This window comes from Pseudoxanthomonas yeongjuensis, assembly GCF_010093345.1.
Lineage (GTDB): Bacteria > Pseudomonadota > Gammaproteobacteria > Xanthomonadales > Xanthomonadaceae > Pseudoxanthomonas_A > Pseudoxanthomonas_A yeongjuensis.
Genome location: NZ_PDWT01000002.1, coordinates 480,909 through 494,983, shown reverse-complemented (window position 1 = coordinate 494,983; position 14,075 = coordinate 480,909). Strand labels below are relative to the sequence as shown.

The window sequence follows — 14,075 nt, the reverse complement described above, 5'->3', positions numbered from 1 at the left end:
ATTTCCCCCACCTCGATCGTGCGACGCGATCACTCTACATGAACCCGCCCACCATTCTCGCGCCTGACCCGCAAGCCGAGTCCATCGTGCAGCATGCTGAGCAATGCTTCCGCACCCTGCGGATTCGTTTGAAAGGTACCGCCAACCGGCAAATCCCGAGCGCCCGCCCCCAGTTCGATCTGCAATGGCGTGTAACGCCTTAGCTCCTTCACCACTTCATGCAGCGGACGATTGTCGAAGTGGACCGTGCCCCCGCGCCACGATATTTCACGGCCGATGTCAGGCAAGGCCAGGGTACGCACCTTGGTATTGGCGCCGCGCAGCTCGGCCTGCTGGCCGGCGCCCAGGAGCGAAACCGGCAACAGCGCCAGCGCCGTGTCGGACGGCGCCTCGCGGATATTGGCGATGGCCACCTTCACGCGTCCTTCGCTGACGGTGACTTGGGTGTCGCGCTCCCGCCGGTACACATTGAACGCCGTACCCACGGCGCGCACCCATGTTCTATCCGCCTGGACCCAGAACGGACGTTCGGTGTCGTGCGCCACGGTGAAGAACGCCTCGCCCCGGTCCAGGCGGATCACGCGCGCGGCGTCGCTGTAGGACACTTGCACGGCGCTATTGCTGTTGAGTTCCAGACGCGATCCGTCGGGGAGCGCCACCGAAGCATGCTCGCCGATACCCGTCTCGAAAGTGGACGGAGTCCGCAACTGCAGCCAGCTTGCGGCCACTACGGCCAACACGACGGCAGCGGCAGTGGCGATGACCCCGTACCGCCGGCGCAGCGTTCGAGTGGCCGATTCCATCGCATTGCCGAAGGCGACCGTGCGCACGGTGCGGCCGGCCGCGACGAACTGCTTCCAGGTCGCGGTCAATTCCCCATAGGCACGTGCATGGCGCGGATGCGCATCGTGCCAGGCTTCGAACGCGGCGCGGTCTTCGGCGCTGACGTCGTCCGCCTGCAACCGCGCGATCCAGTCGCTGGCCTGGCGTTCGGCGTCTTCGACGCTCGGAAGATAGTGGATGTCACTCATGGGGCCGACCCGCTTCCTTGTCCGGTATCTGGTAGCGACGACGCAGAAAGGCGTGCGTATCGCGCAAGCCGCGCGAAATATGCTTCTCCACCGTCTTGACGGAGATGCCCAGCCGATCCGCGATTTCCTTGTAAGAACAAGCGTGGAATACCTTCAATGTGAACGCCGCCCTGCATTGGGAAGGCAACCTCTCTATCGCCTGCTTCAACAGCAGGTTCGCCTCGTCGCAGAGAACCGCCTCTTCGGGAGAGACGCCTTCGTTCTCCAGCATGTCCGTCTCGTCCACGTCCCCTACCGAGTCGGTCGCGGCGATGCGTTGATGGCGTTGCGCGTTCCAGGCCAGGTTGCGTGCGGTAATGAAAAGAAACGCCTTGGGGGCCTGCACCCGCTGCCCTTGTTCGAGAGTTCTTGCGTAGGCCTCCTGCACGATATCTTCCGCGGCCTCTTTGGACCGGGTCAGACGTCGCACATAGCGCAGCAATCCCTGCCGGGTCTCGGCGAAGAAATGCGAGAAACGCTCATGAGCGGTTTCGACCATGCTTAAAACTACGCCTAGGAATTGCTCGAAAGCAACCGTTTTTCCTGGTTTCCGCCCGACCCGAAAGGCATGCGAACAGAGGCCATTGGAATAAGACACTTGTCGCCGGAATTACCCCCACCCGGGTTATCACCCGGGCTTCTGTCCGCCGCACGCCAACAGGCCAGACTCGGAAGAGGCGGGGTATCGGCACCCAAGCGGGCCTTTGCCTGGCTGATCGATGTTGCGCCGCGACCGGACAATGGGGTCGTGCTCCCGGCGGCATTGCCGCCCGGATGCGAACCTGGAGCCTGTGTCCATTGCCTTCGACTGGGACCTGGTCCTGGGAGGCATCGGTGCCATCGGCGCTGATGGTCAATGGCGATGCGAGAGCCCACGGCCGTACTTGCGCTCTACCGGCTAGTCCCTCTCCCTCGTGCAGGAACGCTGTTCGCCGACATGCAACGGGAATCGATGAGGGGCGGAGCGAGGCGAATCGCGAACCGCCCTGCCCCTCCCAGTCATTTCCGATTATCTTGTCGCGCAAGTTCCGGGGGGACGTCGCGCACGTATCGGTCGAGGAAAGTCACCATGCGTTGCGCCGCGTCGGCGGCATTGGCATGCGCCCACTCGGAGACGACGTGGCCATCGCCGACATATTCCGCAAGCTGGGCGGTACGGCCCAGGCGCTTCAGCGCATTGAACATCTTGCGCGCATCCTCCACGGGACAGGCGCTGTCGCTTTGGCCATGCAGCATCAGTAGCGGGGTCTGGATACGGTCCGCGCGGTAGTAGGGCGAGTTGTCGATATAGCGCCGCAGATCGGCCCAGGGATGGGTGCCCATGCGTCCCTGACCGGTCTCAGCCCATCGTGCCGAAGGATCGCCGCCGTCGCGCCCCATCCACGCATAGCCTCCCGGCAGGTCGTACAAGCCGGAAATCGCCACGGCGGCCCGGAAGATGTTGGTGCCGCTGATCACCGATGCGGTGCCGTAGCCGCCGTAAGACTGTCCGCTGACGGCCATGCGCTTGATATCGATATAACCGAGCTCGGCCGCACGGTAGATCTGGGGCATGAGGGTATCGACCATTTCGGGAATCGGATTGCCTGGCTTGCCGTCCGGGCCGATCGGCAATTCCGCGAGCAGTACCGCGTAGCCGCGCGTGGTGAAAAGGGACACGGGTACGGTCGACGGACTCCCGCCACCGAATTCCGCCGCCGATCTGGAGACTTTTCCTCCCGGATACAGGAAAACCAGGCCCGGCAGTCGATCGCCGCGCTTGCTGCCAGGCGGCAGCAGCACCGCGGTAGTGACGTTGGTCACCGAGCCGTCGTACTGCGGTACTGCGGTCTCGAAGGTTTCGACCGGACCAAAACGCATACCCGCCAGGCGCGGCTCGAGCTCGGATACCCGTCGCTTGTTCGAGAAGGCGGCATTGAAGCGGTAGTAGTCCACCGGCGTATTGAGGTCCTCATACGCTGCGAAGAACGAACCGTGATCCCCCGATGCGCCTGCCAGCTGGATCCTCCCGAGCCCCTTCCATAGCGTGGCGTACGCCCCGGAGCGCAAGTCGATGCGCACGATCACGGTCTGCGCCGTGGCCGGGTCGCGGGCCTGGACCGTCACCGAGTCCGCTTGCGGTTGCCAGGCGGTAGAACCCTGCTGGGTAAGCAACTTGAGGAATACCAGGTCCTTCGGCAGATCGACTATCCGTGCGGCGCCGCCATCCAGCGGCACCAGAGCCAGCGCCTGCGGATAGGGATCGCGGTAGTCGTGCAGATCCAGCGGTTTCACGCCCACGATCACCGCTTTGCCGTCGCGCGTCACGGTGATCGGTTGGCGAGTGACGTCGGCCAGCCCGGGCGCCAGTTGTCGGGGTGCCGCCGCAACGTCGGACGCATCGTAGGTCCAAAGCTTTCCTTCCTCGGTCCAGAACAGCTGGTCCTTCGAGGAATGCCAGGCGTAGGCGTTGAGGAAGTAGTCGCCTTCGGTCACGCGATGTCCCGGCGCCACCATGCGCGGCGGACCGCCTTGTGCGGAAACAAGAGCGATATCGTGCAGCGTCACCGTCTGCAACGATGCAGGCTTGTGGAACACCGATAGGTAAGCCAACCACTTGCCCGAGGGCGATACCTGCAACACGCTCGGCGCAGGCGTGGAATCCGCGGGGACAACGACGCGCACCGCGCCCGTGGCGACATCGACCGCCGCCAGGGTGGCGTTGTTTTCGCGCATGTAGTGCGCCTGCATGTCGCCCATATCGTCGCCGGCGGCCTGCGCGGGCGGAACTTCGTTGCCCGCAAGGTGCTCGGCGACCTGCGCACGGCCCGCAACCGCCTCCGGTTTCAGGTTGTTGGGCATGACCGGCGAATTGTCCGTCGCCAAAGGCACGAACACCTCCGTTCCATCCGGCGCCCACGCGGGCTCGCCTCCGCTCCACAGCATCGCCTTGACCGGGGCTTCGCCCAGTTGGCGATCCTTTTGCTGTTTTATTTCATGGATCCACAACTGCAGGCCGTGTTCGGCGCCGCAGTAGAACGCGATCCGCGCGCCATCCGGCGAAATCGAAGGCGCCCAGCAATCGGATCCCTCCGGACCGATCGCGGTGCGCTTGCCGGTAACGGTATCGCTGATGAAGACACGGTTGCCCATCGCGGAACCCGGCAGGCCGTTGGGCAGATAACGCGCATCGGCCGATCCCTGGACCGGTGGATTGCGAACGGTATAAGCCAGCAAACCGCCGCTCGGCGAAATCGAAGGCCTCGCAGTCCAGGGGAGGTCGGTCCGGTTGAACGCCAGGTCGAACGGCATGGGATTGCCCGGCTTTCCAGCGGCGGATGCCGCATGGGCCGGGACGGCATCGATCAAGGCGGCGAGCACGATCAGTTGGAACGCTTTCGTCAACAGGGCGAATCCGCTTCTTGGCGTCATTGAGTCTGGTCCGCTGCGCAAAGGAGCGCCTAAACCTGCGCCCGTGGGTTGGTTCCAAAGTACGTCTTGCTACCTATCAAGACGAACCGGAAGGCGAACACCCCACCATTGAAATCAAGATGCGTAGCCTTGCGCCATTCCACGCCCTGTCATGCGGCATCGGTCACTTCAGCTTACGATCTATCCAATCGACCGTGATTCTCCCGTATTCGCGAACGTTCTCCATGTTCAGGGGCACATGCTTCTCGTCGGCCAGCTGAACCACTTCGGCCTCCAGGCCTTTCCCTCGCAAGTCGGCGACCACCCTATCCAGCGCCTCCTTCTTGACCAAGGTTGCGGCATCCGGATGCTCGGATATGGCATTTATGAAGAGGACGGGTGAATTCACCTTCCCGGTGTTCGACTCGAGGGAGTATCGGGTCAGCATCCGCTTCAGATCCGCTTCACTGCTCGCATTGAACCACCACATCCAAGCGTCCTTCATCCGCTCGTAATAGCCGGGCAGGTTCCAGGAGGGAATGCCTTCTTTCGACACGACGGCACGGAATCGTTCTCCGCGCATCAGCATGTGATTGGCCGCTACCGACCCCATGCTGTGGCCGATTATGGCGATCCGTTCCGGATCCGCGAATCCGTCGTCCTTGAGTTTTCCGATCCCGTCGATCACGTCGTCCACATTGCGGTCGATGACGAACTTGCCCGGACCACTCCGGATGAGCTCTTCCGAAATGCCGTACGCGCCGCTTTCACGATAATCGGAAACGAAAACCAGATAACCGCGGTCCGACCACATCTGCCATTCCAGCGGAGAGGAACTGAATAGCGCTCCCCTCAGTGCCACGGGGGCCGGACCTCCGTGCACGTCGACTATCAGGGGATACTTCCGGCCCGCCACGAAATCCTTGGGGGTGATCAGAAGCCCCTGCAGCTCCATGCCATCTCTGGTGTTCCAGCTGAAGGCTTTCACCCTGGCCAGCCTATCCTGGTCCACGATTGGCGCCGACCGGTAGACCTCCCTGCTCTCATTGCCGCCGATATCCAGCATGCGGATACGGAAAGTCCCCAGCACATCGAGCGAGGTCCAGGCGATTTTCCGGGCGTCAGGCGATATTCCGAACGACTTGACTTCTTCGTTGAACGGACCGGCGATCTTGAGACCGATGCTTCCGTCCTTCCCGAGCCGGCAAAAACTGTCCAGCAGGGGACCGGATCGACAGGCCGCCCACAGGTCGCCGACGGCATCCCATTGCAGGGTGTACGTATCGAGTCCCGGCGCCTGGACCATCGACTGCAACGCTCCGCTTTCGACATCGAGCGAGCGGACAGGCAGGGCAGCGGCCACAGGTCGGTGGAAATAGTCTCCCAGGGAGTGGATCAGTCGCGTGCCGTCCGGGGAGGCGATGGGCCGGATCATGTGCGCCGGAAGATCGGGATAGTCGATCCCGCTCTTCTTGCGGCCATCCAACGAAACCTCGATCAGGCTGGATTCCGGCCCGGCCGCATCCTTCCCGCTCCGTCCTGCCGCCAGGAAGATCGAATCGCGATGGCCCGGCCAACTTATCGCGGGTATCGGCCTGCCAGGCGCGAACAGCACTTCCTCGCTCAAAGACTTCAGGTCCACCAGCATCAGCACATCTCCGGACGCGCCATGGCTCTTCGCCTCCCGATCGCTTTCTTCGGCGCGCGCGGCAGCGACATAGGCCAGAGATCCGGAATCGGAAGACCATGCAAATGTCTTCGTGGACGGGCCCGTGCGGCCCTCCAGCTTCTTCCATCCCTTGATCTGCCTCGACTCGGTGAAGGCGCCATCGACGATCCGCCCGAGGGCCAACCGTCCTTCATCGAATCTCAGCGCGAACTTTCCATCTGGCGAGAACCCGACGTAGCTGTAGCTTCCCGACCTCTCGGTCCCTCCGTTGCCCGCATCTATCCTCAGCAACGACTCTCCGCTGCCGCCGAGCTTTTCTCCGGGTATCCGGGCGTACGCGACCGAATCGCTGTACCAGAGCAACTCGCGCGGCCCTTGGCTCACCAACAGTTTCCCGTCCTCCGACGTAACTTCCAGAAGTTTTTCGAGAGTGACCTCTTCCGCAGTCGCCGGTTCGCCGGTCGTTGTGGCGGTATCGGCCGCACCGGCAAACTGCATGCACGGCAATGTCGTCAGGAACACCGCCGCTTTTGCCCCGACGTAAATCCACTTCCTCGACAATCCGAGCGACCGGTCGGGTTGCATGCACTCTCTCCTGTTGTGTTCTGGACAGGCCCCGATCGAATCCCGCCCATCGGACAGGCAGGGCATTCGTGGCCGCTTTTGAAAATGGGCTTCAAGAGCCGGGCGCGAAACGATTCGCCGCATTGCAGCCGCGGACCGCGCAAGGTCCGTACCGCCTTCACGCGACTACCAGTGTTTGGACACCGAGACGCTCAGATAACGCCCGATGGCCGAATGATTGAGCGAGTCGTAGGGCGGTATCGTGGGCGACGCGGGCAGGTAATACGGCGGCGGCCGGTCGAACAGGTTCTGCGCCGACAACGAAAATTCGAACCCCGACCAAAGAGCATCCTCCTTGCTGGTCGCATAGTTCATTGTGGCGTCGAACGTCGTGAACGACGCCGTTTCCCGCGGAATCCCCGCAACGTCATAGGTCAGGCCATCGGTGTAGCTGGCGAAAGCCGAGGCAGTGAAGCCGCCCCTGCTCCAGACCAGGCCGAGACGGCCGTTCAACTTGGCCGGATTGAAGATGGTTCCCGACAGCTGGTAACTGCTTTGCCCCGCACTGTTCTGCTGCGAACTGTCCAGCCAACTGGCGGAACCGCGAATCGTCACCCTGCCGCTGCCGAGATCGAGCCGATAGGATCCCGATAGATCCAGGCCCTTGAGGCGTTGTCTGGCCATGTTGGTGTATTGATTGTGCAGGATCGCGACAACGGTGTCGGCGTCGTAAGGCGCACTCGATGCATTGACGAAGATCGGCATGGCGAGAATCTCGGCCTGCTGCGCCGGGGTCGGAGAGTAGGTGATGAAATCGGCATAGGCCGGCGTACTCAACGCGAAGTTGATGAGCATCGGCCGGAGCACGCGGTCCGTGTAATCGATGTCGAACCAGGTCAACTCGGCTTCCAGGCCCGGCACGGCTTCCGGATGGAAGGCCATCGATGCGGTCCAGGTGCGCGCACGCTCCGGGCCGAGATCGGGGTTTCCTCCGAACGCCATCAGGGCCGTCGCATTCGGCGCGTATCCGGTGCCGCCAACCGTGCCCGCGTCATAAAGGACGCCATACTGGCCCACGCTGCGCTGCTCGAGGGTCGGACCCTTGAACGATTTTCCCCAGGATGCTTTCAACGTGAAGTCTTTGTTCGGATCGTAGAGCAGGCCTACCTTCGGCGTCGTGACCCGTCCGAATTCATCGTAGTCCTCGCCGCGAACCGCAAGGGTCATCGCAAGCCGGTTCGCTCCAACGAGGTTCGACTCCGGACTGATGAACGGAAGATTCAACTCGGCATAGGCGAAGCGGCTGCTTTCCGAGTCTCCATATACCGTATTCGAGCGGTACAGGTATTCGTTGGTGCGATATCCCAATCCGACGGCAAGACGCGCATCACCGCCCCCCATCGGAAACAATGGCCCTTCGGCGCTGGCCTCGTAGGAGCGGCTTTCGTTGCAATGGCAGATCGTCGCTAGTGGCGCGGAGGCGCCAGTCGCGACGATCACCTGGGTTACGTCTGACAATGCTTCGTCCTTCGCCCGCGTCCCCGCGAGCGACAATGTCCAGTCCTTGCCCAGCCAGAATTCGACGCTGGGTGACACCAACGAGGTCGTGTTGTTTGTCTTGTAGAAATTGTAGTAAGTGGCCAACCCCAGGTACTGGATCTGCTCGCGCTCGGTGCGCAGGGCATCCAGCCTCAGTTCTGCCACTTCGCCGAGCGATTGATGGGCGCTGACCAGTCCACTCTGCAACTCGAGTCCCGGATAGATGGCTCTCGGGCTGATGAGATGCTCGGTGTATTCGCGCTGGTCCGCATAGATGGGATCGGAGGAGGAATCCTTGTAGGTCGCGATCAGGCCGCCGCTGGACCAGACTGCCCCCGCGGTGGCGGTGTATTCCCGCGTAGTCAGCCCACCATCGGTCGCGGTCCCATAGCGGGCCCCTAGCGTCACGCCTTCGAATTCGCGCTTGAGAATCACGTTGCCCACGCCGCCGACGGCATCGGAACCATAGATCGCCGATGCGCCATCGGTAACGATCTCGATGCGCTCCACCGCCTCCAATGGAATCGCGCTTATGTCCACCGCCTGGGCGAAGCCGCCGTAAGCCATCCGCCGGCCGTTGAGCAGCGTGAGCGATGCATCGGGACCCAGGCCACGCAGATTGAGCCCGGAACCACCGGTCATGTTCTGGTCGATCACGTTGCCGCCGTTCACGACCCCGGGGTTCTGTCCACCCCTGAAATTCTGCGGCACGCTGCGTATCACCTCACCGAGATCGGTGAAACCCTCCTCCCTGATCTGCTTGGCATCGATGGTGATAAGCGGAGAAGCGGTCGTGCCGCCACGGATGCGCGTGCCGGTAACGACCATGGCATCCATTTCGCTGATGCTTCCGCTCGCTTTGGAGGCGGCTGCCCCGGAACGGACCTGGGACTCTTGCCGCAGGCTTCCTGCCGCATCGGCCGCCGGCGATTCCGCCGCAGTCGAACCGGACTGCGGAGCGGCCGGGATTTCCCCCTGGAAAGCATTGCCGATACTCGCCTGCAGGTGAACCGTCTCGATCAGGAAAGTTCCGCCGTCCGTGGCGCGTACGGTCAGTCCGGTGCCCTCTATCAACTGCTGCAACGCCTGCTTCACCGTGAAGCTTCCTTTCAACGCCTTCGCTTTCCTGCCCTTCACTACCGCCGGGTCGAATGCGACATTGACGCCTGCCTTGCTGCCCACGGCCCGCAGCGAATCGGCCAAGGGTTGCGTCGGCAAGTTGAAGACATGCGTGACCTGCGCGTAAACAGCGATCGGCGCGGAACAGAGCGCCAACGACAAGGCGGCGGCGAGCGTGGAACGGCTTGCGAACAACGACATGAAAACCCCCAGGGATGCGTTCGGCGTACCGGGCGATGCGCCTTACCGGGATAGACGTTCGACGGACCGGATCCGGACATGCGGAAGATGCGCTTCCACTGTTTCCATGCATCGACTATTTTTCGCCGATGGTCGACGCGGATGCCGCATCTTGAGGCAGAGGTCAACGCTTGAGGACGATGTTGTTTCCGCTGTCGTCCATTTTCAAACGATGCAACTGCGCAACGGCTTGCGCGAACTCTTTTGGATCCCGGGTGCTGAAAACGCCCGATACACGCAATGCCTTGAGTTCCGGATCGACCAGACGCACGCTGATCGCGCCATAGCGGTTGAGCTCGGCGACCGCATCGGCCAACGTTGCGTTGTCGAACATGACTTCGCCGCGTTGCCAGGCGGTGACCGCTTCCGTCCTGGGACGATCCAGTTGCGAATGGGTTCCGGCACGCACGGTCATGCGGTCGCCGGGCAGGAGCAAGGTCGCCTCCGCGGGCCGGTCTGAGCCGCCCGATGGCCGCGCCGTCACTTCCACCTTGCCCTCGAGCAACGCCACCGCGAAGCGATCCGGGTCGCGGCGTACGACGAATTTGGTGCCTACCGCCCTCACCCTTTCATCGCCCGCCTGCACGATGAACGGTCGCGCGGGCTGCTTGGCCACTTCGAACAACGCTTCACCACGGTCCAGGCGCACATGCCGCTCCGATCGACCGTAACTCACGACGAGCTTGCTGTCCGTGTTGAGGGCGATACGGGTACCGTCCGGAAGGGTGAAAGTCTGCTGCTCGCCCACGGCGGTCCGGTAGACCGGGTCGCGCAACATCAGTTGCCAGAAGACGGCAGCGACCGCCAGCAATGCGACGCCCGCTGCCAGCGCCATCGGGACGGGCCGCCGAGCGCGATGCCGCGGCGTTGCCGCCAACATCGCCGCGCCCGGAATGATGTCCCAGGTGTCGGTGACGCGCGCGAACGCGCGGGCATGCGAAGGATCGGCCGACAGCCAGGCCTTGAACGCCGCCTCCGCCGCGGGCGTGCGCGAGGGTCCCTGCAACCTAGCCAACCAGGCCGATGCCTCGGCCAGGACCACGTTCTCGACCATTTCCGACTTCCCTTCCATCACCATCCGTCCATCCATCCCGTCAGGAACATCACTGCGCGCGCCACGCGTTTTTCCACCGCCGCGACCGAAACGCCCTCGCGTTCGGCTATCTGGACGAAGGTCATTCCGTCCAACCGTTGCATCAACAGGCAACGCCGCGCCTTGGGATCCAACCGGGCAAGACCGGTGCTGGCCCGGCGCAACCTTTCCTGGGCCCGCGCCTGCTCCTCGGGCTGGGGAGCACTGTCGGCGATCGCCTCCAGGTCGAGGCCGCCGGAATCCATCAGGCCATGTTTGCGACGGCGCGCCTGGTCGCGGCTGATATTGACCGCAGCGGTGACCAGGAATGCTTCTTGCGAGCGCAATTCGTGGGTCCGCGTGTAGGCCTCGAGGCGAGCGAAAGCTTCCTGCAGGATGTCGTCGGCGTCCTGCGGCGCAACCCCATGGCGCAGCACCACCGCCCTGGCCTTGCCCAGCATCTGCGCGATCGTGCTCATGCCAAAACTGGCTCACCCACGGGTCCCATACCCCCTAGACGATACTGCAGGCCGATCCGGACATCTGGATTGTCGGTCGGTGGGCGATCGGGTCGCAGTTCTAATGGGCTAATGATGGCCCGCGCCTCATTCCCCAAGGAAATAGTCCATGAACACGACGCCCGGCGTCGAAGCTTGCGCATCCAGCCCCGTATCCGCAGCCTTCATGGAGAAGTAGTTCCGGTTGAAGAAGCGGAACGCATGCTGATTGTTCCTGGAGAACTGCACCGAAACAGTCATCTTTCCCCGCTGGCGGCGGCTCCATGCTATCGCCTCCTCCAGAAGCAATTGCGAAATCAGGGATCCCCGAAGGTGCGGAACGACGTAGAGGCCCCAGAGACGGATATCCTCCGGATTCCGATTCCCCCGGTCCGCATCGAGTCCAATCGCCCCGACCAGGCTGCCGCCATAGAACGCCCCGACTACGCTTTTCCGCTCCTGGCCGTAGGCGACCAGCAGACCACCGGTTCCGGCCCGCGCGGCATAGAGCTCCCGAAGGATTTCCGGCGTCGCCAGTTCGGCATGTTCCTCGATTGATCTGGAGCGCAGCGCCAGATAGCTGGCCTCATCTCTTTCCCCCAACAGCCTCACTTCCATGCTTCACGCCCTTCGCTTGGATATCCATCGGGAGATCGGCAGCAAAAAAAAAAGACCCGGGCGAGCCCGGGCAATGGGGATAGAGAGAGAATGCGACTTGGCTGCCATAGCGCCACCTATAAGACGCATGGCCAAGAGGAAACCCTACTTCTCATCGGGAATTATTTTTTGTCGCCTGGAAAAGCATGGGGTCCGGGCGCGCTGCCCCATGCAGGAAGGCCGCTCGGTCAATTCGCCGTTCGGCTCGCTGCCGGCGCCAATTCCTTCTCGTAGAACTTCAACACGCGGCCCCAGTAATCCTGCAGATTCGCGGCCCCCACCAGCAGATGCCCCTCGCCTCCATAGCGCAGGTAGGTGGCCGGCTTCGACAGTCGCTGCATCTCGACCCATACCTGGTCCGAATGCTGGACTATGGACAGATCCGCGGTGCCGGCCTGGATGATCAGCGGTGTCTTGATGCGATCAAGATAGTAGATGGGCGAGTTTTCGACATATCGCTGTGGCGCCTCCCACGGTGGCACCTTCATGCTTCCCCCGCGCTGTTCCAGCCAGGGTATCCATGCGCCTCCCATGGTGCCGTGGAATGCGGTCAGGTCACCGAAGCCGGCATTCATCACCGCCGCCTTGAATCGATCGGTGCGGGTGATCAGCGCCAGCGTGGAATAGCCTCCGTTGCTGTTACCCATCACCGCGAGCCGGTCCGGATCCACGATTCCCAGATCGACGACCTTGTCGATGGCCGGCATCACCGCTTTCATCAGGTCGTCGACCGGCGTGCCTTCGCTGGTCGGGATATCCGGCCACATGACCGCATAGCCCCTGGTCGTCAGCATGTGCATGTTGAAGGACTGGAAACCCACCAGCCCGAACTTGTGAACGTTCCTTGCCGCATCCGCGTTGCTGGCGTAGACCCACAGCACCAGCGGGTAGCGCTTGCCCGGCTCATAGTCCGCCGGCAGCACGAGGGCGGCCTGCAGCGGCTTTCCATCGGCGGTCTGGAAATCCACAACGCGGCTCTTGCCGAACCTGTACTTTTCCAGCTGCGGATTGAGCTCGCTGAGCATCCTGGCGCGCTCGAACTTCCCATCCGCTATCCACGCCTCTTCGCCATGCTCGCTGCTCTCTGCGGTGAAGGCGATGGCACGCCGGTCCGGGGAAAGATAAGGCGGATTGAATATGTTGCCGTAGCTCTTGTCCTCCTCGCGCAATAGGCTGCCTTCTCCAGTTGTCGTATCCACGCGAAGGAAGCCGTTGCGATGGGTCTTCCTGTGCCGCGTCGTCACCAGCAGTGTTTTTCCTCCGTCCTGGCTTCCAATGGCATTGCTCGATGCTTCGCTTACCAGGATCAACTTCTTGCGCTCCGTATCCGAGGTCAGACGGCTCGACGTCATATCTCCGGTGTCGATCTTCCAAACCTGGTTGTCCTGGCCGATGGCATAAAGAAGAACGCTGTCAGCGGCCCACAACGGCGCCGAATAGTCCGACAGGAAGAGGTTCGGCGCGCCTGCGACACGACGTGGCACCCTGTCGCCGTCGATGTTCATGATGAACATGTCGGCGCCTTCGCTGATCAACGTGGTTTCCTTCCCGGAGGCCTGGGTCTGGTCCTGGACTTGTTTGTCGATCGACGCATAGGCCAATCGCCGGCTGTCCGGCGACCAGCTGATCGTCCCCGCGAAGGTCTGCCTGATACCGGTCGCGACGACTTCGGTGGTTCCCGAGTCCAGTGACAGGAGCTTCAACGCATGCACGCTGTCGGTCGCACGTGCGCCGTATTCCCTGTCCAGGAAGGCGAGGAAACGCTTGTCAGGAGACAAACGATAGGCGTAAGACTCTCCACCCCGATAGATCCTGGCGGTCGCACCGGAAAGTACATCCAGAACCGCGAAATCGGTCTTCCTGGAATCGGCGCCTTCGGGCTTTCTTTCCTGTGGGGGCTTATCGACCGCAGGCGAGACGAATACGGAAACGGTCGAGCCTTCGACCTTCTCACTCGGGGGAGCGGCGAACAAGGCACTCGTCAGCGGTTCCGTGCCCGGCTTCTCGTCCGCTGGAACACTCTTGACCAGCACCTGCCTGTCGTTCAACCAGAGTGGAAACTCGTAACCTCGCGATTGGCGCGTGGCAAGATCCGAAACCTTGCTGACCACGTCCGTTTTCCTGTTCCATAACCAGATCTTCGGCACCCCATCGCGATCCGACTGGAACGCCAGCAGCGATCCGTCCGGCGACCATGAAGGGGACCAGTTGCTTCCCTTCGATTCGGTCAGGTTCCTCTTCTTGCCACCGGACAGCGG

9 protein-coding genes are annotated in these 14,075 nt (G+C 62.5%); all 9 read right to left on the bottom strand.

The features are described 5' to 3' along the window. Positions 1-29: 29 nt before the first annotated feature. The 9 genes from CSC74_RS09285 to CSC74_RS09245 all read right to left on the bottom strand — a co-directional run bounded on the left by CSC74_RS09285 (position 30) and on the right by CSC74_RS09245 (position 13,928). Positions 30-1,031 (bottom strand): FecR family protein, encoded by a 1,002-nt coding sequence (locus CSC74_RS09285; RefSeq protein WP_162314155.1) that lies wholly within the window; start codon positions 1,029-1,031, stop codon positions 30-32. Then, positions 1,024-1,569: a sigma-70 family RNA polymerase sigma factor gene (locus CSC74_RS09280; protein WP_162314154.1), complete on the bottom strand. Its 546-nt coding sequence runs from the start codon at positions 1,567-1,569 to the stop codon at positions 1,024-1,026. The genes CSC74_RS09285 and CSC74_RS09280 overlap by 8 nt, the downstream gene beginning before the upstream one ends. 500 nt (positions 1,570-2,069) lie before the next feature. Beyond that, a complete protein-coding gene (locus CSC74_RS09275; RefSeq protein WP_162314153.1) occupies positions 2,070-4,454 on the bottom strand; it encodes a S9 family peptidase in 2,385 nt (794 codons plus the stop codon). 190 nt (positions 4,455-4,644) lie between these two features. Next, complete coding sequence (locus CSC74_RS09270) at positions 4,645-6,714, bottom strand: alpha/beta hydrolase family protein (RefSeq protein ID WP_162314152.1); 2,070 nt, start codon at positions 6,712-6,714, stop codon at positions 4,645-4,647. A 165-nt stretch (positions 6,715-6,879) separates the two neighbouring features. Further along, positions 6,880-9,513 carry a TonB-dependent receptor gene (locus tag CSC74_RS09265; RefSeq protein ID WP_246193098.1) on the bottom strand — a complete coding sequence of 878 codons (2,634 nt, stop codon included), beginning with the start codon at positions 9,511-9,513 and terminating at the stop codon, positions 6,880-6,882. A 202-nt stretch (positions 9,514-9,715) separates the two neighbouring features. After that, positions 9,716-10,663 (bottom strand): FecR family protein, encoded by a 948-nt coding sequence (locus CSC74_RS09260; RefSeq protein WP_162314150.1) that lies wholly within the window; start codon positions 10,661-10,663, stop codon positions 9,716-9,718. Beyond that, positions 10,663-11,142 carry an RNA polymerase sigma factor gene (locus tag CSC74_RS09255; protein ID WP_162314149.1) on the bottom strand — a complete coding sequence of 160 codons (480 nt, stop codon included), beginning with the start codon at positions 11,140-11,142 and terminating at the stop codon, positions 10,663-10,665. Before CSC74_RS09255 ends, CSC74_RS09260 begins: the two co-directional genes overlap by 1 nt. 126 nt (positions 11,143-11,268) lie before the next feature. After that, positions 11,269-11,778: a GNAT family N-acetyltransferase gene (locus CSC74_RS09250; protein ID WP_162314148.1), complete on the bottom strand. Its 510-nt coding sequence runs from the start codon at positions 11,776-11,778 to the stop codon at positions 11,269-11,271. Positions 11,779-12,005: 227 nt separating this feature from the next. Next, a complete protein-coding gene (locus CSC74_RS09245; protein ID WP_246193095.1) occupies positions 12,006-13,928 on the bottom strand; it encodes a S9 family peptidase in 1,923 nt (640 codons plus the stop codon). Positions 13,929-14,075 lie beyond the last annotated feature (147 nt).

Excerpts from the sequence above, each read along its gene's own strand:
- CSC74_RS09285 (WP_162314155.1), bottom strand. The coding sequence starts at position 1,031 with ATGAGTGACATCCACTATCTTCCGAGCGTCGAAGACGCCGAACGCCAG.
- CSC74_RS09280 (WP_162314154.1), bottom strand. The coding sequence starts at position 1,569 with ATGGTCGAAACCGCTCATGAGCGTTTCTCGCATTTCTTCGCCGAGACC.
- CSC74_RS09255 (WP_162314149.1), bottom strand. The coding sequence starts at position 11,142 with ATGAGCACGATCGCGCAGATGCTGGGCAAGGCCAGGGCGGTGGTGCTG.
- CSC74_RS09250 (WP_162314148.1), bottom strand. The coding sequence starts at position 11,778 with ATGGAAGTGAGGCTGTTGGGGGAAAGAGATGAGGCCAGCTATCTGGCG.
- CSC74_RS09270 (WP_162314152.1), bottom strand. The coding sequence starts at position 6,714 with ATGCAACCCGACCGGTCGCTCGGATTGTCGAGGAAGTGGATTTACGTC.
- CSC74_RS09260 (WP_162314150.1), bottom strand. The coding sequence starts at position 10,663 with ATGGAAGGGAAGTCGGAAATGGTCGAGAACGTGGTCCTGGCCGAGGCA.